The sequence below is a fragment of the Lentzea cavernae genome, from assembly GCF_014653695.1.
Taxonomy (GTDB): Bacteria; Actinomycetota; Actinomycetes; order Mycobacteriales; family Pseudonocardiaceae; genus Lentzea; species Lentzea cavernae.
The window spans coordinates 82,772-104,174 of record NZ_BNAR01000002.1 but is presented as its reverse complement, the minus strand read 5'-3'; the positions used below and the strand labels follow the sequence as shown (position 1 = coordinate 104,174).

Annotated in this window: 25 protein-coding genes and 1 pseudogene; 11 read left to right on the top strand and 15 right to left on the bottom strand. The window is 66.8% G+C overall.

Annotated elements, in window-relative coordinates; genetic code table 11:
• Positions 1 to 90: 90 nt before the first annotated feature.
• Together IE307_RS06470 and IE307_RS06465 are read right to left on the bottom strand one after the other, a co-directional pair.
• Positions 91 to 942 (bottom strand): enoyl-CoA hydratase/isomerase family protein, encoded by an 852-nt coding sequence (locus IE307_RS06470; protein ID WP_191296646.1) that lies wholly within the window; start codon positions 940 to 942, stop codon positions 91 to 93.
• A gap of 119 nt (positions 943 to 1,061) precedes the next feature.
• The gene (locus IE307_RS06465) at positions 1,062 to 2,078 is read right to left on the bottom strand and encodes an NADPH:quinone reductase (RefSeq protein ID WP_191296644.1); all 1,017 of its coding nucleotides are present in this window, start codon (positions 2,076 to 2,078) and stop codon (positions 1,062 to 1,064) included.
• Between the two features lie 221 nt (positions 2,079 to 2,299).
• Here IE307_RS06465 and IE307_RS06460 point away from each other — a divergent pair, with 221 nt between their 5' ends.
• Positions 2,300 to 2,725 carry a winged helix-turn-helix transcriptional regulator gene (locus IE307_RS06460; protein WP_229904467.1) on the top strand — a complete coding sequence of 142 codons (426 nt, stop codon included), beginning with the start codon at positions 2,300 to 2,302 and terminating at the stop codon, positions 2,723 to 2,725.
• 78 nt (positions 2,726 to 2,803) lie between these two features.
• On the opposite strand, the gene IE307_RS06455 is transcribed toward IE307_RS06460, so the two are convergent.
• Genes IE307_RS06455 through IE307_RS06435 form a run of 5 tightly spaced genes read right to left on the bottom strand, consistent with a single transcriptional unit; the run spans position 2,804 to position 6,789 of the window.
• Positions 2,804 to 3,241, bottom strand: a complete 438-nt coding sequence (locus IE307_RS06455; protein ID WP_191296641.1) for a TIGR03618 family F420-dependent PPOX class oxidoreductase — start codon at positions 3,239 to 3,241, stop codon at positions 2,804 to 2,806.
• A 16-nt stretch (positions 3,242 to 3,257) separates the two neighbouring features.
• Positions 3,258 to 3,689 (bottom strand): OsmC family peroxiredoxin, encoded by a 432-nt coding sequence (locus tag IE307_RS06450; protein WP_191296639.1) that lies wholly within the window; start codon positions 3,687 to 3,689, stop codon positions 3,258 to 3,260.
• Positions 3,690 to 3,698: 9 nt separating this feature from the next.
• Complete coding sequence (locus IE307_RS06445) at positions 3,699 to 4,193, bottom strand: YbhB/YbcL family Raf kinase inhibitor-like protein (protein WP_191296637.1); 495 nt, start codon at positions 4,191 to 4,193, stop codon at positions 3,699 to 3,701.
• Positions 4,190 to 5,668, bottom strand: coding sequence for an MFS transporter (locus IE307_RS06440; RefSeq protein WP_191296635.1), 1,479 nt, complete (start codon positions 5,666 to 5,668; stop codon positions 4,190 to 4,192). The genes IE307_RS06445 and IE307_RS06440 overlap by 4 nt, the downstream gene beginning before the upstream one ends.
• Positions 5,665 to 6,789 carry an MFS transporter gene (locus tag IE307_RS06435; protein WP_229904466.1) on the bottom strand — a complete coding sequence of 375 codons (1,125 nt, stop codon included), beginning with the start codon at positions 6,787 to 6,789 and terminating at the stop codon, positions 5,665 to 5,667. Before IE307_RS06435 ends, IE307_RS06440 begins: the two co-directional genes overlap by 4 nt.
• A gap of 312 nt (positions 6,790 to 7,101) precedes the next feature.
• Between IE307_RS06435 and IE307_RS06430 the strand changes: the two genes are divergently transcribed.
• The 6 genes from IE307_RS06430 (at position 7,102) to IE307_RS46615 (ending at position 11,609) form a co-directional block, all read left to right on the top strand.
• Positions 7,102 to 7,809 carry an alpha/beta fold hydrolase gene (locus IE307_RS06430; RefSeq protein ID WP_191296631.1) on the top strand — a complete coding sequence of 236 codons (708 nt, stop codon included), beginning with the start codon at positions 7,102 to 7,104 and terminating at the stop codon, positions 7,807 to 7,809.
• Positions 7,806 to 8,627 (top strand): oxygenase MpaB family protein, encoded by an 822-nt coding sequence (locus IE307_RS06425; RefSeq protein ID WP_191296629.1) that lies wholly within the window; start codon positions 7,806 to 7,808, stop codon positions 8,625 to 8,627. The genes IE307_RS06430 and IE307_RS06425 overlap by 4 nt, the downstream gene beginning before the upstream one ends.
• Positions 8,624 to 9,835 (top strand): cytochrome P450, encoded by a 1,212-nt coding sequence (locus IE307_RS06420; protein ID WP_191296627.1) that lies wholly within the window; start codon positions 8,624 to 8,626, stop codon positions 9,833 to 9,835. Before IE307_RS06425 ends, IE307_RS06420 begins: the two co-directional genes overlap by 4 nt.
• On the top strand, positions 9,828 to 10,187 hold the full coding sequence (locus IE307_RS06415) for a hypothetical protein (RefSeq protein WP_191296625.1): 360 nt from the start codon (positions 9,828 to 9,830) through the stop codon (positions 10,185 to 10,187). Before IE307_RS06420 ends, IE307_RS06415 begins: the two co-directional genes overlap by 8 nt.
• Positions 10,184 to 11,065 (top strand): polyprenyl synthetase family protein, encoded by an 882-nt coding sequence (locus IE307_RS06410; protein WP_191296623.1) that lies wholly within the window; start codon positions 10,184 to 10,186, stop codon positions 11,063 to 11,065. Before IE307_RS06415 ends, IE307_RS06410 begins: the two co-directional genes overlap by 4 nt.
• A 298-nt stretch (positions 11,066 to 11,363) precedes the next feature.
• A complete protein-coding gene (locus IE307_RS46615) occupies positions 11,364 to 11,609 on the top strand; it encodes a hypothetical protein (RefSeq protein WP_229904465.1) in 246 nt (81 codons plus the stop codon).
• 37 nt (positions 11,610 to 11,646) lie between these two features.
• On the opposite strand, the gene IE307_RS06400 is transcribed toward IE307_RS46615, so the two are convergent.
• From IE307_RS06400 to IE307_RS06390, 3 genes are read right to left on the bottom strand one after another with little or no spacing between them, the layout of a single operon-like run.
• Positions 11,647 to 13,314, bottom strand: a complete 1,668-nt coding sequence (locus IE307_RS06400; RefSeq protein ID WP_191296622.1) for an FAD-dependent oxidoreductase — start codon at positions 13,312 to 13,314, stop codon at positions 11,647 to 11,649.
• A 31-nt stretch (positions 13,315 to 13,345) separates the two neighbouring features.
• A complete protein-coding gene (locus IE307_RS06395; protein ID WP_191296620.1) occupies positions 13,346 to 13,963 on the bottom strand; it encodes a cysteine hydrolase family protein in 618 nt (205 codons plus the stop codon).
• Between the two features lie 17 nt (positions 13,964 to 13,980).
• The gene (locus tag IE307_RS06390; RefSeq protein ID WP_191296618.1) at positions 13,981 to 14,922 is read right to left on the bottom strand and encodes an alpha/beta fold hydrolase; all 942 of its coding nucleotides are present in this window, start codon (positions 14,920 to 14,922) and stop codon (positions 13,981 to 13,983) included.
• Positions 14,923 to 14,948: 26 nt separating this feature from the next.
• Between IE307_RS06390 and IE307_RS06385 the strand changes: the two genes are divergently transcribed.
• Positions 14,949 to 15,323 (top strand): UBP-type zinc finger domain-containing protein, encoded by a 375-nt coding sequence (locus IE307_RS06385; protein ID WP_308436338.1) that lies wholly within the window; start codon positions 14,949 to 14,951, stop codon positions 15,321 to 15,323.
• Positions 15,324 to 15,327: 4 nt separating this feature from the next.
• Here IE307_RS06385 and IE307_RS06380 read toward each other — a convergent pair whose 3' ends face one another.
• Positions 15,328 to 15,789 (bottom strand): winged helix-turn-helix transcriptional regulator, encoded by a 462-nt coding sequence (locus IE307_RS06380; RefSeq protein ID WP_191296617.1) that lies wholly within the window; start codon positions 15,787 to 15,789, stop codon positions 15,328 to 15,330.
• A 280-nt stretch (positions 15,790 to 16,069) separates the two neighbouring features.
• Between IE307_RS06380 and IE307_RS06375 the strand changes: the two genes are divergently transcribed.
• Positions 16,070 to 16,507 (top strand): winged helix-turn-helix transcriptional regulator, encoded by a 438-nt coding sequence (locus IE307_RS06375; RefSeq protein WP_191296615.1) that lies wholly within the window; start codon positions 16,070 to 16,072, stop codon positions 16,505 to 16,507.
• A 24-nt stretch (positions 16,508 to 16,531) separates the two neighbouring features.
• Positions 16,532 to 17,365 carry an enoyl-CoA hydratase/isomerase family protein gene (locus IE307_RS06370; protein ID WP_191296613.1) on the top strand — a complete coding sequence of 278 codons (834 nt, stop codon included), beginning with the start codon at positions 16,532 to 16,534 and terminating at the stop codon, positions 17,363 to 17,365.
• 103 nt (positions 17,366 to 17,468) lie between these two features.
• Here the strand turns inward: IE307_RS06370 and def are convergent.
• Positions 17,469 to 17,968: pseudogene (gene def, locus IE307_RS06365) on the bottom strand (peptide deformylase).
• 304 nt (positions 17,969 to 18,272) lie between these two features.
• Here def and IE307_RS06360 point away from each other — a divergent pair.
• Positions 18,273 to 19,187 (top strand): EamA family transporter, encoded by a 915-nt coding sequence (locus IE307_RS06360; protein ID WP_191296611.1) that lies wholly within the window; start codon positions 18,273 to 18,275, stop codon positions 19,185 to 19,187.
• On the opposite strand, the gene IE307_RS06355 is transcribed toward IE307_RS06360, so the two are convergent.
• The 3 genes from IE307_RS06355 to IE307_RS06345 all read right to left on the bottom strand — a co-directional run bounded on the left by IE307_RS06355 (position 19,163) and on the right by IE307_RS06345 (position 21,367).
• The gene (locus IE307_RS06355) at positions 19,163 to 19,924 is read right to left on the bottom strand and encodes a class I SAM-dependent methyltransferase (RefSeq protein WP_191296610.1); all 762 of its coding nucleotides are present in this window, start codon (positions 19,922 to 19,924) and stop codon (positions 19,163 to 19,165) included. The two genes, IE307_RS06360 and IE307_RS06355, sit on opposite strands and share 25 nt — an antisense overlap.
• Positions 19,917 to 20,126, bottom strand: a complete 210-nt coding sequence (locus IE307_RS06350; protein ID WP_191296609.1) for a hypothetical protein — start codon at positions 20,124 to 20,126, stop codon at positions 19,917 to 19,919. Before IE307_RS06350 ends, IE307_RS06355 begins: the two co-directional genes overlap by 8 nt.
• A 386-nt stretch (positions 20,127 to 20,512) precedes the next feature.
• Complete coding sequence (locus IE307_RS06345; protein ID WP_191296608.1) at positions 20,513 to 21,367, bottom strand: hypothetical protein; 855 nt, start codon at positions 21,365 to 21,367, stop codon at positions 20,513 to 20,515.
• Between the last annotated feature and the right edge of the window lie 36 nt (positions 21,368 to 21,403).

The window sequence follows — 21,403 nt, the reverse complement described above, 5'->3', positions numbered from 1 at the left end:
TTGCGAAGAACCTGGTGGAGCCAGCAGAGGCGCGGCTCCACCAGGAGCGCACACGAAGTCATCGCCGTCAGCCCGCGAAGGACTTGCGGCTTACTTGTTGCGCGCGGCGATCTCGACGATGTCCTCGCCGAGGTTGTACTCGATCGGACTGCGCGTCTGGAGGCCGGCTTCGAACAGCTGCCTGGAGATCGCCTGGAACCCTGGAAGACCGGCGGCACCCCAGAACTTGTCCGAGTGCAGGGGGTACTCGTCGTCGGCCAGACGTGTGTACTTGTTGATGAAGTCCTTGATCTCACCGAGAACCCGGTGATCCCATTTGGACACGCGCGTGGCGTAGGCGTCGACGAACTCGACGAACTGGTCGTCGCGGATCGCACGGTTGACGTACCCGTACTCGGCCGCCTGCTCGCCGTCGAAGTCGCCGCCTCCGAGCAGGATCTCGAACGCCCGGCCTCGACCGACCAGGGCCGGGAGCCTGCCGGCCGCGCCGCCGCCGGGCAGCGCCGTGAAGCCGACCTCCATCTGTCCCAGCACCGCCTTCTCCCGGCTGGCGAAGCGGATGTCCGTGGCCAGGACGAACTCACTGCCCGCGCCGCGAGCGATGCCTCGGATGGCGCTGATCGTCACCGCGGCGAGCTTGCTGATGCGGACGGTGATGTCCACCCAGGCGGCGTAACCGGTCGGGCTGGGCAGGGCCTCGGCGATCGCGGGATCCGCCGCCAAGTCGTAGTGCGCCAGGTAGAAGTCCGGGTCGGCGCTGTCGAAGACGACGACGTTGACCGTGTCGTTGCCCTCCAGTTCGGTGAGCAGGTCCTTGAGGTCCTTCATCATCTCGGGGCCGATGACGTTGACCGGCGGGTTGTCGAACGTGACTCGCCAGAAGGTGTCGGACTCGGCGGTCAACCGGAAGTGCTGCGGCTTGAAGTCGTCAACGAAGGTCATGGCGCCAGCGTACAAGGCTGAGTTGTAAACAGCTATTCTGCCTTGCCTGTACTGCTGAGAAAACCTGTGATTTCAGTGGCGCTGAGACCTGTATGACAACTCTGACGCTTGGGACTGGGTCACTCGGCGCGGACGTCGACGAGAACCTTCCCCACTGTCTTCGTGTCCGCGACGGCTTGATGCGCCTCGGCGACGCGGTCGAGTGAGAAGCGGTGCAGCGGTAGCCCTGCCTCGGTTCCGACCCTCAGGGCGCCGTCGGCGACGGCCGCGCTGATCGCACTGACGGCACTGTCCTTCGCGGACTGTGGCACGGTGTAGACGAAGATCCCGTGCCATGCCTGATTGTCGAGGAACATGTCCGTTGCCGGGAGTTGGAACTCGGCGCCGCCTTCGGTCGAATAGAACCCGACCACGCCGCCTGTCCCGAGGATCTGCCGGTTCACCTTCGCGTTGGCACCGGGCGCCACCTCGACGATCAACTCGACTCCGCGCGGGGCGATCTCGCGAACCGCCTCTGCCACGTCGACGGCGCGGTAATTGAGGACGTGATGGGCGCCCGCGGACGTTGCGAGCAGGCCCTTGTCGGTGCTGCTGACCGTCGAGATCACCTGGGCGCCTGACCACCGGGCCAGTTGGATCGCCGAGTTTCCGACGACACCAGCGCCGCCGGCGACCAGAACCGTCTTTCCAGACAGTGCGCCGGGCCCGAGTCGGCGAGGCCCGTCCGGTGCGAGGGTGAGCGCCCGATGGGCGGTCAGGGCGGGGATGCCCAGTGAGGCGCCGACGTCGAACGAGACGTGTTCGGGGAATGGCACTGCCTGCCGGGCGGGCAGGCAGACGTACTCCTGGGCTGAGCCTTCGAGTCTCTTCCAGGCCGCTTCCCAGAGCCACACCCGCTGGCCCACGAGTTCGGGGTCCACCCCCTCACCCACGGCGTCGACGACACCCGAGCCGTCCTGGTTCGGTACGCGCGCGAGGCCTTCCGGGCTGTTCGCCCTGGCTTTCACGTCGGTGGGATTCACCCCGGAGACGTGCACTTCGACCCGGACCTCGCCTGCGGCCGGTGTCGGAGTCGGACGTTCGGCGACGTGGATCGTGCCCAGATTCATGCCGGGTGTGTGCAGCGCTGCCTTCATGGGGCCATTAGTACCCCTGCTGGGTTGCGAGAAGCAACTCAGCAGGGGACACGAGGGGCGCATGTGCTGTTTTTTCAGGCAGAGGTCCTCTGGTCAGGTTTGCGGGTATAGCATCTGAGTTGTCAGGAGCTACGCAGATGGCAGGCTGGGTGCTGGCAAACCCTCTTCAAAGGCAGGCACGAGTGGCGCGTGGTGACACAGCGAGGTGCGAGAGCTGTGCGGTGGCCAGAAGCCTTGGTGTGCTGGGTGATCGCTGGACTTTGCTGATCCTGCGGGAGTCGTTCTACGGCCGCAGCCGCTTCGCCGAGTTCAGGGCCGCGCTGGACATCTCGTCGGACGTCCTCAGCCGGAGACTGAGTTTGCTCGTCGATGGAGGAGTGCTCGCCAAAGTGCCGTACCGGGTGCCCGGACAACGAGTGCGCTTCGCTTACCTCCTCACCCACGCGGGCCATGAGTTGCACCACGTGCTCGGTGCGCTGCAGCAGTGGGGAGACCACTACCTGCCCCGGCCCGGCGGCCCGACGACGCAACGTCGGTCCGGCCGGACTGGCAGGCCTTTACGCGTCGCGTTCCTCGACGATCTGGGACGAGAGGTGGAGCCCGAGAACGTGGTCGCGCATCGGACCGTGCACTGGGTTTTGCCGTAGAAGATCGCCTGCGCCGGGATTCCGTGCGCGATGATGCGGCACGCGGGCGACCGATTGGTCGCCCGCGAGTGAACCGCGTCAGGGCCCGTAGACCCGTGTGGGTCTGATGAACACGATCGTCCGGCGTTGTTCGGCCATCACCCGGTCGTACTCGTTCCAGCCGTCGTGCTGCCCGCCCGCGGCGGTGAACACCTCGCGTAACAGGACGCGCAGCCGCTCTTCGCCGAGCCAGGGTCGTGGGTCGTCGGGTCCAGCGAGTTCGGCCGTGCCCTCCACGGTCGCCCACTTCCACCCTGAGCGGAAGGTGATCGTGATCTGTGGCCGTTGCCGCAGGTTGGCCAGCTTCACCCGGCCGTAGGTGACCAGCGCGACCACGGTCTCGCCTGTCTCGGGGTGGGTGAACAGGGCGGAGTTCACCACCGAGGATTGGACCGTCGAGTCGGCGCGTAGCGTCGCCACCACCGCCAGTCCGTTCTCGCCTCTGGCGATTCCCACCGCTTCCTGAACAGTGACCACGGATTCCTCCCTCGTTCTACGACACGGTGTCCAGCACGGCATCGACCCGCACCTGGACCGACAGGGCCTTCGAGATCGCACAGGTGCGGCCCGCTCGTGCGGCGAACTCTTGGAACTGCTCGTCGGTGACGTCGGGCATACGAGCCAGAACGCTCAGCCGCACTCCGGCGATTCCCGGGGTGACGTCGTCATCTCCCATGTCCACCTCGGCGGTCGTCCGGATCGTGCCGACCTCCAGCCCGTGCTTGAAGAAGATGTTCGCGAGCGCGTGGTTGTAGCAGCCCGCGTGCGCTGCGGCCAGCAGTTCCTCCGGGCTGGCGCCGGCGGCCCCGCGGAAGCGGCTCGCGAAGGTGTACGGCTCCGCGTCCAGTGTTCCCGACGCGGTGGTGAGGGTGCCGGTGCCCTCGTGGAACGAGCCGGCCCAGTCAGCTGATCCGACAGCGATCATCGTTCCTCCTCAACGGCTGTAGGTGCCAACGACGCGGTCCTGTTCGATGATGTGGCCGTGAATGGCGGCGAGCAGCTCGTCGCGGTTGAGCCCAGGTCGGAGGTCGACGTCGCCGTCCAGTGCGTAGAGGTCGAAGTAGTAGTGGTGGTGGGTGCGTCCCACCGGCGGCAGCGGTGCGAGGTAGCCGGGCTGGCCCAGGGAGTTGGAGCCTGCGGTGTAGGACGCTCCATGGTCGGTCAGGGAGTCCACCGACGCGGGGATTCCGTACAGCACCCAGTGGGTGAAGCCGTAGGTCAGGGGAGCGTCGGGGTCGTGCATCACGAGCGCGAACGACGCGGTGCCGGCTGGGGGAGTGGACCAGGCCAGGGGTGGTGCCACCGGATGGTCGAAATCGGCGAACTCGTCGGGGATGCGGCCACCGTGGGTGAACGCGGTGCTGGTGATCTCCAACTTGCCGAGGTTGAGCTTGGGCGCTTCCACGTCTTCCTTCCACAAAGGACTCATGCTGGCGGAACTGCGTGCAGGTTGCTGGACCGGATCGTCTGGCACGGGTGGTCGGGAACGACCTGGGTCCGTCCGTCGGCCGGTCGGCCGCGGCGGATGGTGAGCAGGGCGATGATCACGCTCGCGGCGCACGCGGCGGCGGCGATGCGCATCGCCGCCGCGAACCCGGTGGCCGAGGGTTCCGCGGCGCGCAGATCGATTCCTGCGGCAGCGGGCAGTACGGCGATCGCCAGCAGGCCGGCCACGCGCGAGATGGCGTTGTTCGCGCCGGAAGCGGCGCCCACGTGATCGTCCGGAACGGCCGCGAGCACGGCGGAGGTCAGCGGCGCGATGGTCGTCGCCAGGCCGAGGCCGAACACGGCCACGCCAGGAAGGACATCACCGGCGTATGAGCTGTCCGTCGTGATGCCCGAGAGCAGAACGAATCCGATGGCCGCCAGGGCCGGCCCGGCCGTCATGGGCAGCAGCGGGCCGAAGCGTTGCGCGACAGCACCGATCCGGCTCGACAGCAGGAGGATCGCCAGGGTGATCGGTGCGGTGGCCAGCCCTGCCTCCAGCGCCGAGTAGTGCAGGCCGAGCTGAAGTTGCAGGGTGAGCAGGAACAGCCCGCCGCCGAGCGCCCCGTAGATCGTGAACGTCAGCAGGTTCGCACCGGTGAACTGCGCTGACCGGAACATCGACATCGGCAGCAACGGCGACGGATGACGGCGTTCGATCACCACGAAGACCACGAGCAGCGCCGTGCCGAGGACCGCCGCCACGGCTGTACCGGTGTTCCAGCCGTGCGAGGGCACATCGATGAGCGCGACGGTCACACCACCCAGACCCAGGGTGACCGCGACAGCACCGCCGATGTCCAGCCGGGAGCGTGCATGCGCCGAGCTCTCGGGCACATGCCGCACGGTCGCGACGAACGTGAGCAATGCCAGTGGCAGGTTCAGGAGAAACACCCATCGCCACGAAGCCGTGTCCACGAGCCAGCCGCCGAGCAGCGGGCCGACGGCGGTGGAAACGCCGGACAGTCCTGCCCATGCACCGATCGCCCGACCCCGGTCCTGCGGGCGCACCACCGCGTCGATCAACGCGAGACTGCCGGGAACCAGCATGGCACCGCCGACACCCTGCCCGAGACGAGCCGCCACCAGCACCTCGGCGGAGGGGGCCAGGCCGCAGCCCAAAGACGCGACGGTGAACACCGCCAGCCCGGAAAGGAACAACAGCTTCCGGCCGTAGCGGTCCCCGAGTGCCCCGCCCAGCAGCAGCAATGCGCTGAGCGTCAGCAGATACCCGTCGAGCACCCATTGCAGTGTGGTGAAGCCGCCGCCGAGTTCGGCGCCGATGGCGGGCAGTGCCACGTTCACGACGGAGCCGTCGAGGAAGACGACCCCCGAACCGAGCGAGGTCACCGCGATCAGCCATCGCCCCGCCGGCGACGCCAGCGCCAGTTGGCCCGTGCTTCGCGGTTTCGAGGTCATGAGGTCCTCCGAGAACGTGCCGGCAGCCGGGACAGAGCCCACACCAGCGCAGAGAGCAGCATCAGAACGGCTCCCAGGGCGCCGACCACGGGCATCCCGCCAAACTCGAACGCTGTGATGCCGAGGAAGGATCCGGTGGCTCCGCCCAGGAACACCCCGACCATGAACATCGCGTTGGCCGGAGCCGGATGACCGGCGTTGTCCTCGAGGACGCGCTGCTGATTGGCGGTCTGAATGAACTGGTTGGCCGCGCTGACCAGGAAAACGGCCACCGCGAAAGCAGCCGTGACACCGGCTGTGAACGCGATCGCCGCCAGTGCGATCAATGAGATCAGTGAAAAGACACCCGCGATCGTCGAGGTGCCCCAGCGTTCCAGCCGACGGTAGACCGCTGGACTCAGCGGGGCCGCCGCGAGTCCGACGCCGCCGAACAACCCGGCCGCACCAGCCGACCAGCCAAGGCCCGAGAGGTGCAGGACCACCACTGCCCAGACCGAGTTGAAGGCGGCGAAGGCGAAGAACTGCATGATCACGGACTGCGCGGTGACGCGGCTGCGGCGCACCGAGCGCAGCGCCGACAGCAACAAGCGGCCGTACCGGGCGTTCGGTGCCGGAACCGTCGCCGGTCGCAACGCGGCCCGAGCAGGGAAAACCATGCTGAGCACCAGCACGGCGAAGACGACGAGCACGCCCCGCCAGCCCAGGCTCGTCACAAGTAGGCCCGCGATGATCCGGCCGCCGAAGATTCCCACTCCGAGCGAGCCCACGATCACCGCGACCGTCGCCGGGACCTTGCCGGGAGGCGCGAGTGAGCCGGAGGCGGAGATGATCACCTGTGCGATGTTGGCGACGAGCCCGACCGCGGCGAAGCCGGCAGCGACCGTCATCGGTCCCGGCATGGCCGCGGTGAGCAACAAGGCGCCTGCCAGAAGCAGTGCCTGGACGGTTACCTGCCGGCTCGGGTGTACCCGGTCCGCCAGCGGCACGAGAAGGAAGATGCCCACGGCGTAGCCGACCTGCACCGCGGCCGGGATCCAGCCGGCGGTGGCCGTCGGAACCCGAAGATCCGTCTGCATGTCGGCGAGCAGCGCCTGTGGCAGGTAGATCACGGCCACGGCCACGGCCACGGCGACCGCCGACGCACCGGCGAGCGACAGGAGTCGCAGCGGCCATCCTGCCGACGGAGCCGGGGCGTGGACTGCTCGAACTTGCGCGGAACGCACGATCCGTCGCCTTTCTGGATCAGCGGGCACCAGGAGTCACCTCTAGATAGGAGACTACTACTCAGATTGTCGATGGATCTGTCTCGTGGGCGCGAATGTTCTATGTGACAAGGCTCGCTTGTCAGGCATGGATAGGAATCTACAACTCAGGTACCGTAGCACTTGGTTGGTCCACTCCGGACACAGCCGTCACCTGAGAGGGATGCGCAGATGTCCGTCACAGTTCTGTTGGTTCACGGCGCTTTCGCTGACTCGTCGGCGTGGTCGAAGGTCATCACCCGGTTGAGTGAAGCGGAGGTCGAGGTACGAGCGGTGGCCAATCCGCTGCGTGGGCTGACCGCAGACGGCGAGTACGTGGCCTCGCAGGCCGCGCAGGTCGACGGCGACGTCCTCCTGGTCGGGCACAGCTACGGCGGTCCGGTCATCACCTACGCGGGCGGTGCCGCGGGCAACGTCAAGGGCTTGGTGTTCGTCGCGGCGTTCGCGCTCGACAAGGGCGAGAACGCGCTCAACGCGACGCAGGGATACCCGGACACCGGCCTCGGCGAAGCGCTCCGTCCGTGGACCTATCCCGGCAGCGAACTGCCCGAGTTCACGTTGGCGGAGGACAAGTACCGGGAGATTTTTGCCGCCGACGTCACCGACGAGGAAGCGGCCATCGGGGCGGTCAGTCAGCGCCCTGCCGCCGCGGTCGCCTTCGGGGAGCCGCTCTCGGTCGAACCTTCCTGGAAGTCGCTGCCCACTTGGTGGGTGCTGCCGACCGCGGACCACACGATCCCCACGGAGTACCAGGTGGACGCGGCCAAGCGCGTCGACGCCGTGGTCACCGTGGTCGAGGGCGGCTCGCACTCCATCGCGGTGTCACGCCCGGACGAGGTGGCCGACGCCATCATCAACGCGGCCGGTTCTCTGTCTTGAGCGAGCGGATGCTCGGCCCGGAAAGCCTGCACTGGCGCTTCGCCGGGGACAACCGGGTCATGCTCCTGCAGGTCAAAGCCGCCGTACTGCAGTTGATGCACCCTGGCCTCGGCGCCGGGGTGCAGTTCCACTCCCGGTTCTACGGCCAGTCGTTCGAGGGCATCACGGCATCGGTGCCGGCGATCCAGGGCATGACCTACGACTGGCCGCACCTCGGCAGGACGGCTGCCGCCATCAAGTCGCGTCACAGCGCGATCCGAGGCGTCGACGAAGTCGGCCGGCGCTACAGCGCGCTGGCACCCGAGACCTATTTCTGGGGCCACGCGACGATGTTCGACATGATGGTCGACGCCATCGACTTGTTCGCCGCGCCTCTCAGTCGCGGCGACAAGGACCGGCTGTACCTGGAAAGTCTCGCCACCTACGAGCTCTACGACGTCAGCACGCGGGACGTGCCGAAGAACTGGTCAGACTTTCGTGAGTACTTCGACCACGGCTGCGCGGACCGGTTGGAGGTGACACCCGCGGCGGCGGCGTTGCTGAAAGCACGCAACTCACCGCCAGCCGAGGTCCCTGGCGTTCCCGCACCGATCTACCGGCTCGTCCGGAAGTCGCTGGGGACGACGATGTGGTGGCTCGGTCTCGGCCGGCTGCACCCAGTTGTGCGGGACCGCATCGGGTTCGAGTGGACACGACGGGACGACGCGAGGCTGCGGGCACTCTCGGGAGTGATCAGATCGACCTGGCCGTTGCTGCCGGAACGCGCCCGGTACTCACGGGAGTACCGCGAAGCCCAGACGCGACTGAGCCGACGATGATCGACGTCCTGACCCACCTCGCGAACAACCACGACAACCCTTACCCGCGCCTGGACGAGTTGCGGCGGGAGGATCCCGTGCACCTGACCGCGGCGGGCTTCTACCTCGTCACCAGGCACGCAGACGTGGAGAAGCTTCTACGGGAGACCGGAACCGCGTTCCTCAGCCCGGACCGGAACGAGATCGAGAGGTCGTTCCCGGCCGCCGTCGGCCACCCGACGCTGGAACTGCACCTGCGGAGCCTGCTCAGCCGCAATCCGCCGGAACATCGGCAACTGCGCCGCATGGTCGCCAGGGCACTGGCCGCACGACAGGACTTCGCCACTGAAGTGAGCCTGCTCTGCGACGAACTCCTCGATGCGATCACCGACGAACTCCGGTCCGGCGAAGCGGTCGACCTCAACCACCGCTTCTCGCTACCGCTCAGCCTTCGTGTGCTGGCGAAGCTGATGGGCGTGCAAGACCGCGATCGCGACTGGCTGGCCGAAGCGGTGAACGCCATCATCCCCGCCTTCGACGGGGTTTCAGAACAGCGGCTCGCGGCCGCCGACCGCGACACCGTGCGCCTGATGGACTACTTCGGACAGTCCCTTGTGGAACGAGGCGTTACCGGGCGAGCCGATCTCATCGGCGAACTCGTCTCCAGCCGCGGAGAGTTCGAGGACATCGACCTCGTGGCGGTGCTGTGGGGTCTGTGGACCGGTGGTTTTCTCCCCGTCTCCGCGGCGCTCAACCACGCCGTCCGCGCGATGGTCGCGTATCCGGACAGGACCACATGGCTGGGTGGCGACGAGCACCGCGCGCTCGCGTTCACCGACGAGGTACTCCGCCACGACGGCATCGTCATGTTCACGGCACCACCACGAATCGCCGTGCACGACGTCACCTTCGGAGACAGAACCGTGCCGGCTGGTGCCGAGGTGCGTGGTGTGCTTGCGGCGGCCAACCGCGACCCCGCCGCGTTCAGTGACCCGGACACGTTCCGGCCCGGCCGGGACAACCACCACTCGCTCGCGTTCTCGGCAGGACCACATCATTGTCCCGCTTCGGGAATCGCGCGCCTGGAAGTGTCAACGGCTCTTTCCGAGCTGCACCAGCGGTTCCCGACCCTGACCATCGCTGAGCCGCCGACGTGGGTGGCGAGTTCGAGAGTGTCCACCATCGACAGCCTCCGCGTCCGACTGAAAGCACACCCGAGCCATGACTGAATTCGCCTACTTCTGCGCCAAGTGCAAGAACGAGCAGACAGACCCGGCTGATGCCGAACGACTGGCGGCCAAGCTGGGACTGTCCCTGTGGAAACCCAAGGACGAGGTCACGTTCGACTTCCCCGACGGTGCCGAGGCGTGCCGGGCGGCCATCGACGCGGCGGCCTGTGTCATCTGTCAGCCCCCGATCGGCAACGACTGCTCGTGGGAACTCGGCTACGCGATCGGCAGCGGCAAAACCGTCTACGTGATCGGGCAGCTCGACGGAGACGACTGGATGACCAGGATCGGCGTGCGTCACATCAACCCCGTCTCCCTCGCGGAGTTTCCAGGGGCAGGAGCTGCGGCATGAGCAGTGACACGGCGCCGAACGATGACGACCTGCTCCACCCGTATGACAAGTCTCTGGCCCGCTACGTCCGCATCGGATACCTGTTCGCCGCTGGGGAAACCCTTCCCGCTGAAGCCGATGACGAGGTTTCGGCCGTGTCTCAGTCCGACACCTCGATGCTCGTGATCGACGACATCCTTGACGACTCCGCCAGCAGGGCGGGAAAGCCCGCACTGCACGTGTCCCAAGGGATCAAGGCAGCGATCGTCGAAGCGATGCTGCTGCACGCCGCCGCGGTGGACGGCATCCGGCGGGCAGCCGAACGTCTGGGCACGCCGGACTGGGCGCGGGCCAGGATCTATCTGCGGTTCAACGACTACCTGAGCGAGATGTACCACGCTCAGTCGCTGGATCTCGCCGCCCGCGATGATCACGGCTTTGAACCCTGGATGCTCGAGCGGTACGAGAAGATCATCGCTGGTGTCACGGCTTCACACGTGACGACCGGCCTGGAATGTGGTCAGTTGCTCGCCGGTGCCGAACCGAACCCGGACCTGACCCGGGCCGGCAGCGCGATCGGGATGGTGCGCCAGGTCCGCGACGATGTCGACGACTACTTCGACGATCACCACGAGCCGTTCGGCGACTTCACCGGAGGGCTGAACCGCCTGCCCGAACTGGTGTTCAAACGTCACCACGGCGACCGGGAGAAGGTGCTGGAACTGCTGGCCGCGGGAATGACCAGGGAGGCCAGGGATCTGGTGCTGACCTACGAGGCTCGGCAGGAGATCTACGGCTACTGCCAGTCCATCAGGACCGCCGTACCGGTCGGCGAGGCCGCGTCGTTCCTGCAGCCCCTTGAGTCCGACCTGACCGGCATCCTCACCCGAACGCGATGAGCGGCCGGCCACGAATCGGCGTGATCCTGCCGCATGCGGATCTCAGCGGTGACCCGGACGAGCTGACGACCTACGGCCAGGAGGTGGAACGCCTCGGGTTCTCGCACATAGCCGCCTTCGACCACGTGGTCGGAGCTGATCCTGTTGTGCACCAACCCTGGCACGCCCCGTACGACATCGACACCGTCATCCACGAACCGTTCGTGACCTTCGGTTTCCTGGCCGCAGTCCGGCCGCGTACAAGAGGATCGGCAGGCTCGGGGATGGATGGTTCCCGACCCTGCCTCCGGGGCCGGCATTGGACGCAGCCATCAAGGTCGTCGAGTCGGCCGCCGCAAGCACTGGCCGCGATCCGTCCGGCATCGGCATGGAGGGCCGCGTGCGGCTGACCGAGGAAGTGAGCCGCGCAGTGGACGACATCGACCGGTGGACGGACGCCGACGCCACCCACATCTCGCTGGACACGCTGACCCAGTCCTGTGAGCCGGTTGCCGAGCACTTGCGACGTCTCGCCGAGATCGCGTCGGATCTTCGCCTGACATGAACGTGCCCGGCACCCGAAGAGGTGCCGGGCACGCTGCTCATACGGCTGCGACTCCCAGGGCCGAATGCACCGAACTGATGGCGCTGGCACCCTCGCCGACAGCCGCGGCGACCCGTTTCATCGACCCTGCACGGACGTCGCCCGCCGCGAACACCCTAGGCTGACTCGTTTCGAACGGCAGAGGCTTGCGGCCGAGATCCTCCCACGGTCCCGTCAACGTGGCGTCGTCCAGACGGGAATCGGTCAGGATGAAGCCGTGGTCGTCCACCGCGATGCCGGACATCCACTCGGTGGCCGGGCTGGCGCCGATGAAGCAGAACAGCCCGGTGCATGGTTGCTGGACCTCGAACTCGCCCGTCTCGTTCTTGCCCTTGAGGGTCACCGCTTCCAGCGCCTCACCGCCGTGCAGAGCGGTCACCTGAGTACCGGTGCGCACCACGATGTTCGGGTGGGCCAGGATCCGATCGGCGAGGTAGGACGACATTCTCGCGCCGAGATCCTCACCCCTCACCGCAAGTGTGACCTCGCTGCCTCGTCCGGCCAGGTACAGGGCCGCCTGCCCCGCCGAGTTGGCACCTCCCACGACCACCACCGGATTCGGCCCGCACGCACGTGCCTCGATCTCGGTGGCGGCGTAGTAGATCCCCGCCCCTTCGAAGTCGGTCCACCTGTCCAGCGGAAGCGAGGTGTACCGCGCGCCGCTGGCGATGACCACACTGCGTGCGGCGATCTCCACACCGCCGGTGAGCACGATCCTGATGTTGCCCGCACTCCACGGATCGAGCCGGGCCACCTCACACGGACTGGCGATGCGCGCACCGAACTTCTGAGCCTGCACCGACGCCCGTGCGGTGAGCTCAGCGCCGCTGATGCCCGAGGTGAAGCCCAGGTAGTTCTCGATCCGCGAACTCGCGGCCGCCTGACCGCCGGCGGCCACCGAGTCGAGCAGCAGGGTCTTGAGGCCTTCGGACGCTCCGTAGACCGCGGCGGCGAGCCCGGCAGGCCCGCCTCCGATCACCACCACGTCGTGCACCGCCCCCGGTACCGGCTGATAGGACAGGCCCAGGTTCTGAGCCAGCTCGCCGGGGGTGGCCCGGCGCAGCACCGCGGTGGAAGTCACCACGATCGGCAGATCCGCGGTCGCGGCGTGGAAGGCCTCCGCGAGAGTCCTGCCCTCGGGCGTGTCGATGTCGGTCCACACGTGTGGCAGCTGCTGACGTGCCGCGTAAGTGCGCAGCGCCAGCGCTGCCGCTGACACCGAACTGCCCAGGATCTCGACGCTGTGGGAGGCCGCACCGAACCGCAGGTTTTGCCTGCGAGCGAGCAGCGTCTGCAGAACGAGGTCGGACAGTTCGGTGTCCTCGCTCATCATCGCGCGGAATGCGGCGGGTCCGATCCGGTAGATGACGCCGGGCAGGGAGGCACGCGCGTCCAGGTACGTGGCTTGCTCCGTGATCAGGTTGAGCTCTCCGGTGAACTGACCGGCCTGGTAGTCGGCGACCACCGCGTCGTCGAGGTTCGCCGCACCCGGCCGCAGCACCTGAACACCGCCCGACTCCACCATGATCAGGTCGCAGGACTCCTCGCCCGCGCGGAAGAGCCAGGTGCCCGCCCGCACCTCCTGTACGGTGCCGTACTTCTTCAGCCGCGCCCACTGAGCCTCGGTGAGCACCGGCTTGGCGGGATCCGATTGTGGCGTGGTCATCGGGGACTCCTCGGGGAGAGCGAACAGGCAGTCAGTGCGATGTGGACTGTGATTCGTTCTTGTCCACGGCGATCAGGAACTCGTCGACTGTCAGCACCGCGTGCCCGAAGGCGGGATACGCGATGTCCACCGCCGCGCGATGACTGGCTTCGTCGAAATCGGCGACGCCGTCGCTGAGGAACGTGACGTGGTAGCCGTCCTCCAGCGCGTGCCGGCCGGTTCCCTCGACACATGTTCCCGAGGTGAAACCGGCCAGGACGATCCTCTCGGCACCGGCCAGCTTCAGTTGCTGCTCAAGGTCGGTGCCCTTGAAGGAGTCGTACATGCGGTGACGACTCACGACCACGTCACCAGGTTCAGGTCGTAACGCGGGGTAGAAGTCCGCACCGTGGGTGCCCTTCCAGAACACCTGGTTCTTCAGCGCGTTCCGGAAGGTGGGGTGCACCTGCCGCACGTCGTCGAAGCTGTGCTCGTCCAGCCCGTGCGGACCGTAGAAGACCTTGATCCCGGCGGCCCTGGCGCCCGCGATCAGTCGTCGAAGCCGTGCGACGAACTCCCCGTCTTCGAGAGCGGCGGCCACCGCGGGGTACAACTTGCCGTCCTCGGCGATGAAGTCGTTGAGCAGGTCGATCAGTACCAAGCCGGTCATGGCCGGGTCGTAGTGCGTTACTTGATCCATTGGGGTTGTCGCTCCGTACGTTCAGAGGTGAGCAGGAAATCGGCAACGGAGGCGGCGAACTCCGTTGCTTGTTCGAGATGCGCGAAGTGAGCGCTGGCGGCCAGGCGGTGCAGGGAAGCTTGCGGAACCTCGTCGGCGATCAGCTCAGCCCAGTCGGGGCCGCAGATGAAGTCGTGTTCGCCCACCAGTACGAGTGTGGGACTGTCAATTGAGGACAGGCGGTCTCGCACGTCGAAGGAGCTGGGACGGCGATGTGGGTCGTGTGTCGCACCGATCGCGCGTTCGAAGGCTGCCGTGTCCGCCGTTGAGTTCCAGAAGTCCGCGAAGTAGGCAGGCAGCATGCGACGCAGTACGTCCACATAGGTCTTGTCGTCGACTATCGGCTGCGCGCCCGAGATCATCCCGTGCCACGCGTCGTGCGCTTCGCGAGCACGTGGTCGTCCGGGGAAGCGGTTCAGGAACCGTTCCATTCCCGCCGTCGCGGCGGAGACGTAGTCCGGTCCGTTCGTCGGAACTCCGTCGTACACAACGAGTTTGTCCAGGCGGACTGCATGGTCCAGGGCGAACTGGAGCCCGACCGAGCCGCCGTGGGAGTGCCCGAGGAAGTGAGCCTTCGGCAAACCGAGGTGATCCACCAGGTCCCGGACGAAGCCGGCGTAGCGGGGCATGCTGTAGTCGCCGCCGGGCACCAAGGCGGACCCGCCACTACCCGCGGGTTCCAGGTAGACCATGGTCAGACCGGTCTCCAGGAGTGGGGTTCGCAGGTAGCCGGGATCGATCCCTGGGCCACCGGAGTGCGCGACGCACACCGGTCCCTGGCCAGCCACGTGGTAGACGTGCCGAACCCCGTCCAGTTCCGCCGTGTGCCTGCCTGGAGCCAATCGATCGCCGACCGACTCCGCGGCACCATCTGAGTTGTCTGAGACCACTCAGGTAGCCTACATTGTGAAAACCAATGCAGCCAACATCGAGAGACGTGGTCATGGCGACTGTCGGCATCAACCCCGCTGTTCCGCCTTCGGGCGCCGGGTGCGTGGAGTGTGAGGAGAACGGCGGCTGGTGGTTCCACCTGCGCCGATGTGCCCAGTGTGGACATGTCGGCTGCTGTGACAACTCACCGTCGCAACATGCCCGGCGGCACTGGGAAACAGCCGGTCATGAGGTCATCCAGAGCTTCGAGCCGGGGGAACGGTGGTTCTGGAACTACCGGACCGAGCGACCTCTCGCGGGACCTGAGCTCGCGCCACCTGTCGCACATCCGACGGACCAGCCGGTTCCCGGTCCGGCGGGTCGCGTGCCAGCGGACTGGCGCGCGCGGCTGCATCCGTGAAGAACTACTCAGCCGGGTAGACATCCGTCTGGATGGTCTCGACATCCGCGTGCGGTACCTCGTAGCCGAGGTCGTCGATGAAGGCGACGTGCACGGGACGGCCGGTGCGGCCCGCGCGACGCTCGATGGTCGGCCCCGCGGCATAGGGCAGATGTTTGTCACCCCACTGCTGAAGGGCGCCCACGACGATCTCCAGTTCCCGGCCGGCGTCAGTCAGGCGGTACTCGAAACGGGTGCGGCTGCCCGGTTCCTGGTAGGCGTCCTTGCTCATGACGCCGTAATCGACCAGCGTGTTCAGTCGACGGCTCAGCACGTCGGCCGCCAAGCCCAGTGCGTCGCGGAAGTCGGCGAACCTGGTGGTGCCGGTCAGTGCCTCGCGGATGATCAGGATCGTCCACGTTTCCCCCAGTACGCCGAGACTCCTGGTCACCGCGCAGCTCGACGTGTGCATCCACTTGAGGGTCATTCACGTAGGATACTGGATCTGCTGACGCAATCCAGCCCTTTGTGCTGGTTGCGCGCTTTGTGTTGCTCCCATTGCGGATTCTGCTGCATGTGTTGCGTTGTCGTCGACTGCGACTCGATCTAAGTCTCAGTTTCAAACTCAGCCTGGTAGTCTGTGCGGGAGTTGCGTCAGCACGGCGGAAGCAGGCAGACATGAGCACGTCGTTCGCATCGCTCCTCGGTGGCCGGATGGGGTCTCGATGCTTCGCGGTGATGCCGGTCCTTCCGAAGGCGGGCGTCCGATGACCGACTCACAGGCCGGCGGCCGGGACTGGTCCGCGTCGCGCGCGATCGCTCTCCTGGACCAGCCGTGGACGTTGCCGATCCTGCGACAGGCGTTTCAGGGGGTGAAGTGCTTCGATGCGTTCCGCGAAGCTCTCGAGCTCATCCCCGAAGTTCTGATTGAAGGCCTCGACACGATGGTGCGTGCTGGGCTTCTGTCTCGGGTGGACTGTTGCCGGGAAGCCGTCAAGTACGACCTCACCGAGGCGGGAAGAGAACTGAACCTCCTGGTCGGCGCGCTCGAGCAATGGGGTGAGGCCCATCTGCCATGGCCGTACGGTTCGAAGGCGGTTCGGCGATCGCGAGCTTCAGGCGACCTGGTGCACGTGGGCTACGTCGGCGAGGACGGTCGCGAAGTATCCCTGGGTGAGATGCGAGGCCGGCGCACCGGTGAATGACAGTGCCGCCTGAGAGAGGAAGCCATGTTCGAGTTCCAGACAGTGCGAACCGCGCTGTCGGGCGGAGTGCTCGACGTGCGGTTCGACGCGCCCCCGCTCAACCTGATCGGCCCGGAGCTGGTCAAGGACCTGGTCGATCTGGTGCTGGCGCTTCCGGCCAGTCCGGAAGTGCGCGTGGTGGTCTTCAGCTCCGCTGACCCGGAGTACTTCCTTCCGCACGTGGATCTCACCAAGGTGCCGCAGTACGTAGCCGAAGCTGGACGTGCCGGAGGGCCGGATGATGCTTCGCTGGGCATGCTGTGGCGCAAGTTCAGCCAGGCCGACGTCGTGACGATCGCCAAGATCCGCGGCCGCGTCGGTGGCGCCGGCAGCGAGTTCGTCCTCGCCTGCGACATGCAGTTCGCTTCGCGGGAGACAGCGACCTTCGGCCAGCCGGAAGTCGGGATGGGCGCACCTCCCGGAGCTGGTGCGCTACAGCACCTCACTCGCAAGCTCGGCCGGAATCGAGCACTCGAGGTCCTGTTGGGCTCCGCGGACTTCACCGCCGACGAAGCAGCCGCTTACGGCTGGATCAACAAGGCCGTCCCCGACGCGGAGCTCGACGCTCTCGTCGCCACCAATGCCCGCCGGATCGCTTCGTTCCCGGCTGCTGCCGTGCACGAAACCAAACGAGTGGTCAACGGGTTGACGCTTCCGCACGTCGAGGACGTCCGCGCAGATGCCCGCCGCTTCCAGGAGTTCGTCCAGACCAATGTCCTGCAGTCGCGGGTGGCCCTGCTGTTCGAGAAGGGACTGCAGGACCGAGGTCCCGTCGAACTCGCCCTAGGTGCACATATGGTAGACCTGCCGGTTGAGTGAGCACGCTGTGGCACGGGCTCTTCGACAGTCCGAGTGAAGGCCCGCCATGGCCTCCGGCGAAGGCGCGTGCAGGCGCCGCTCGACCTCAGCACCGGCCGCTTGGTCACCAGCCGAGGCTCTTCGCGCGTGTGACTCGGTCGGCCAGGACGGCGTCCCGCTTCACCTCCATCTCGGCCAGTGCGTCCTCGCGCTGGGTGGGGGAGAGGTGGTCGATGTAAAGCGTGCCGTTGAGGTGGTCGGTCTCGTGCAGGACGCAGCGGGCGAAGTAGCCGGTTGCCTCGATCACCAGCGGTCGGCCGTTCTTGTCCTGGCCGCGGACGGTGGCGCGACTCGCGCGGACGAGGTCGCGGTACGGCCCAGGTACGGACAGGCAGCCCTCGTTCGCCCCGATCGATGTGCGGAAGACGGCGGGGAGGGCGTTGACGACGGGATTGGCGATGTGGCCGACGTGGCGGATGCCCTGGTCGTCGTGGATGTCCCAGATGAACAGGCGCTGGTCCACGTCGATCTGGTGGCGGCGAGCCCGACGCCCTTGGCGACGTACATCGTGGCGAACATGTCGTCGATCAGGCTGGAGAGCTCGTCGGAGCCGAAGGCCTGCACCGGCGCGCACGGCCGGTGCAAGATCTCCTCGCCCGCGACCGTGATGCACCTGACCGATCCGCGCTCACCCTCGGGCGTGATCTCCGGGTAGGAGTCCACCGGGAACCCCTGCACGCGAACCCGGTGATCATCCGAGGTGCCGTGGCCGAAAGCGTGGACATCGTAGCGCGTCCTCTTGGTCGAGTCATTATCGCCAAAAATATGCAACAGCCTAATTATGGCAAAAAGAGGCCGCCGCTCGACCACTGCCTGCTGAAGTGGGCGTCGCCTTCAACACCTGGCATCAAGAAGCGGCGGGGGAACTGTGCAGAACAACCGACTGCTGGCCGACTCCGCTGCGACGGCGTTCGCACCGCTGATCTGGGGCAGCACGTACATCGTCACGACCGAGCTGCTGCCACCCGATCGGCCGCTGCTGGCGGCGGTCGTCCGTGCGATGCCTGCGGGCTTGCTCCTGTTGCTGTTCGGGCGGATTCTGCCGAAGGGCATCTGGTGGTGGCGCGCACTGGTGCTGGGCACGCTCAACATCGGTACCTTCTTCTTCCTGCTGTTCGTCTCCGCGTACCACCTGCCGGGCGGCGTTGCGGCACTCGTCGGCTCCGTCCAGCCGGTGATCATGCTGGTGCTGGCCGCGCTGGTGCTCGGCGACAAGATCCGGCTCCCGCACGTGCTCGCCTGCTTCGCCGCGACGACGGGTGTCGCGTTGCTGGTCCTGAAGGCGACGGCGCAGCTGGACCTGGTCGGCGTCCTCGCCGCGATCGGGGGTGCGGCCAGCATGGCGTCGGGTGTGGTGTTGACGAAGCGGTGGCGGCGTCCTTACGGGGTCGACGTCCTGCTGTTCACGGGCTGGCAGCTCACCGCAGGCGGCCTGGTGCTGCTGCCAGCGCTGTTCCTGGTCGAAGGCCTGCCGGGCACGATCACCGGCACCAACGCACTGGGCTTCGGCTACCTGATCGTGTTCGGGTCGCTCCTCGGGTACTCGATCTGGTTCTGCGGCACCGACCGGGTGCCGGCGATCGCGTTGTCGTTCCTCGGCTTCTGCAGCCCGATCGTCGCCACGATCCTGGGGTTCGTGCTTCTCGACGAGCCCCTGTCTCCGCAGCAACTGCTCGGCGCGGCGATTCTCATCGGCGCGATCGTGCTGGTGCAGCTCACGCCAACGAGGAAGCCGTTGCCCGGCCCGGTGCGCGAGCGTCAGCGCACGGCGACCATGACGTAGTCGTCGCCGTACTGCCAGAGCACACCGACATCGCTGAAACCGGCCTCCCGCAGGGCTTCCTCGTGCCAACGGGCGCTGAGGTCGTTGCCGTACCCGCCGGCCTTGGTGGTGAGTTCGCCCTCGGTGAACATCTCCCGCAGCAGGGGATTCGATCGAGCATCGGTCCACCACGTCGACCAGTCCTCGTTCTCGAGAACGCCCGCCCTCTCCGCCCGCCGGTCGCGCACGAACTCGGCCAGCTCCCGCAACACCGGGCGTTCGTAGTGCAGGTGGTCGCCGTTGACCAGCACCCCACCAGGACGGATGAGGCCGGCGACGTCCGCGTAGACGCTCTGCAACCGATCGGGTTCGAGCCAGTGCAACGCGGTGGTCGAGACTGCGGCGTCCCACTCGCGGCCGGCGCCCACCTGCTCGACCCAGCCCGGCGTGCCGAGTTCGGTCAGCACGTAGTCGATCGGTGCGCGCTCGGGACGGGCGTGGCGCGCGAGGCTGAGCAGGAACGGGTTCACGTCGACGCCGACGATCCTGGCGTGCGGAACTCGCTCGTGCAGCCTCGTCGAGAGCGAGCCGGGGCCACATCCGAGGTCGACGACCACGGGTGCGTCGACCGCTGCGCACACCCGCTCGACCACGTCGCCGATGACCTGGAAGCGCTCCGCGCGCCCGGCGATGTAGTGCTCCTGCTGACGGTCCCACCGCTCGATCCACTCCGCCGCGACCGCTGCGTGATCAGCCATGACTGGTCTCCTCTGCTTGGTGTGACGTGCCGAGCTCGGCGGCTTCGACGAGTGCTGTGGTCGTGGGAGAGCCCGGTGAGGCGAGCAGTTCGGCGGGGTGTCCGCTGTCGGCCACTCGTCCGGAGTCGAGCACGAGGACGTGGTCGCGTTCTTGTGGTGGGCGCACCCCGAGCCGCAGGGCTACGCGCTCGTGAGTCGTCAAGAGTACGAGGCAATGCGCGGATCCCTGCTAGCCAGCAACGGAATCCTCGCCGGTGCCTTGCTCATGGCAGCTGGCGCGGTCAGCACTCTGGTTCGTCGGATCACAAAGAGGTAGGCGTCGAACGATCGGCAGACATTCAGCCAAGCTCGCTCGAGCGTCAGCCGGTCTCACAGTCGATCGCCGAGCGTCTTCTCCGGATGAGGGATTCGGGACCATCAAGGCTGCGGGATCGTCCCAGAGATGGGACATGAACGTCATGCGACTTCGTCCTCGATTTGCGTGCTGATGGCAGTGCTGTGAAGCCACGCAATCATCAGTTCCCAGAGGCCACTGTGGAGCGGACACGAGCCGACCCCGTGCCGGCGGGATGTGCGTCCTTCAAGGCGTCACGCGCGACCGGGACTGTCATGCCGCGCTCTGCGGTAATAGCGGATCCTGACCGACACGACCACGGCGAGCATCCGTCGGGATCGGGGTCGTCGTCCGGATTGGTCGTGACGATCTGCAGCGGCCTCGACGTTGCTGGTGCATCGAGGTCGACTTCGCATAGGGGCTTGCAGGACCGGTGGAGGAAGTAGTGTCCACGAAGTTCCTGTCCTTGTGAGCTGGCGCGGGGGGTATCCGTTGCGGATCGCTTTGTCGAACTCGACGGCGTTCGACCATGCGTCAGGGTCGTGGTCGCGGATCCATCGCCAGCCCGCGTTGCCGTGGAACGGGCACCCGACGCACGCGAACTTCACGGGCGCCCCGAATCCCTGCTCGGTGAGGCAGTCGACGCATCGTGCGCGGTCCCAGCCGAGGTTGATCAGCGGAAAGACGTTGCACAGGTAGCGCACGCCCGAGTCCTTCGCGCGGGTGAACTCATCGGTGCTGATGCCGATGGCCTGCTCGATGTAGGTTCCGCGCGGGACACGTCTGGGATGCGGGTAGCCGAGGAGTTCGCGGGCGGCCTTCTTCAGCGGTGAGATCTTGTATTCGTTGGTGCACTGCCGACGAGCCATGCCTTTGGTGCCGTCCGGGTTGCGCACGTGCAACGGCATTGACACGAAGCGGTGGGCAGGGTCGAGTGAGTCGTCGCGGATGTTGCCGGCGGACACGGTGCGCACAGGGATGTCGAACTTCTCGGCGTAGGAACGAAGCCGGTCGACGTTCTTGTACACCGCTGCTGGTTCCCGGCCGGTGTCGGCGAACAGGGCGACGTCGAATTTGGGGATCTCACCGTGGCAGGCGAGCAGCAGCACGGTGGTGCTCTGAACGCCCGCGCCGAGTGAGAGACA

What these genes read in the sequence shown, in the direction of transcription:
- IE307_RS06470 (WP_191296646.1), bottom strand. Translation starts at nt 942, where the DNA reads ATGACCTTCGTTGACGACTTCAAGCCGCAGCACTTCCGGTTGACCGCC.
- IE307_RS06465 (WP_191296644.1), bottom strand. Translation starts at nt 2,078, where the DNA reads ATGAAGGCAGCGCTGCACACACCCGGCATGAATCTGGGCACGATCCAC.
- IE307_RS06450 (WP_191296639.1), bottom strand. Translation starts at nt 3,689, where the DNA reads ATGATCGCTGTCGGATCAGCTGACTGGGCCGGCTCGTTCCACGAGGGC.
- IE307_RS06445 (WP_191296637.1), bottom strand. Translation starts at nt 4,193, where the DNA reads ATGAGTCCTTTGTGGAAGGAAGACGTGGAAGCGCCCAAGCTCAACCTC.
- IE307_RS06440 (WP_191296635.1), bottom strand. Translation starts at nt 5,668, where the DNA reads ATGACCTCGAAACCGCGAAGCACGGGCCAACTGGCGCTGGCGTCGCCG.
- IE307_RS06430 (WP_191296631.1), top strand. Translation starts at nt 7,102, where the DNA reads ATGTCCGTCACAGTTCTGTTGGTTCACGGCGCTTTCGCTGACTCGTCG.
- IE307_RS06420 (WP_191296627.1), top strand. Translation starts at nt 8,624, where the DNA reads ATGATCGACGTCCTGACCCACCTCGCGAACAACCACGACAACCCTTAC.
- IE307_RS06415 (WP_191296625.1), top strand. Translation starts at nt 9,828, where the DNA reads ATGACTGAATTCGCCTACTTCTGCGCCAAGTGCAAGAACGAGCAGACA.
- IE307_RS06410 (WP_191296623.1), top strand. Translation starts at nt 10,184, where the DNA reads ATGAGCAGTGACACGGCGCCGAACGATGACGACCTGCTCCACCCGTAT.
- IE307_RS06400 (WP_191296622.1), bottom strand. Translation starts at nt 13,314, where the DNA reads ATGACCACGCCACAATCGGATCCCGCCAAGCCGGTGCTCACCGAGGCT.
- IE307_RS06395 (WP_191296620.1), bottom strand. Translation starts at nt 13,963, where the DNA reads ATGACCGGCTTGGTACTGATCGACCTGCTCAACGACTTCATCGCCGAG.
- IE307_RS06385 (WP_308436338.1), top strand. Translation starts at nt 14,949, where the DNA reads ATGCAGCCAACATCGAGAGACGTGGTCATGGCGACTGTCGGCATCAAC.
- IE307_RS06380 (WP_191296617.1), bottom strand. Translation starts at nt 15,789, where the DNA reads ATGACCCTCAAGTGGATGCACACGTCGAGCTGCGCGGTGACCAGGAGT.
- IE307_RS06375 (WP_191296615.1), top strand. Translation starts at nt 16,070, where the DNA reads ATGACCGACTCACAGGCCGGCGGCCGGGACTGGTCCGCGTCGCGCGCG.
- IE307_RS06370 (WP_191296613.1), top strand. Translation starts at nt 16,532, where the DNA reads ATGTTCGAGTTCCAGACAGTGCGAACCGCGCTGTCGGGCGGAGTGCTC.
- IE307_RS06355 (WP_191296610.1), bottom strand. Translation starts at nt 19,924, where the DNA reads ATGGCTGATCACGCAGCGGTCGCGGCGGAGTGGATCGAGCGGTGGGAC.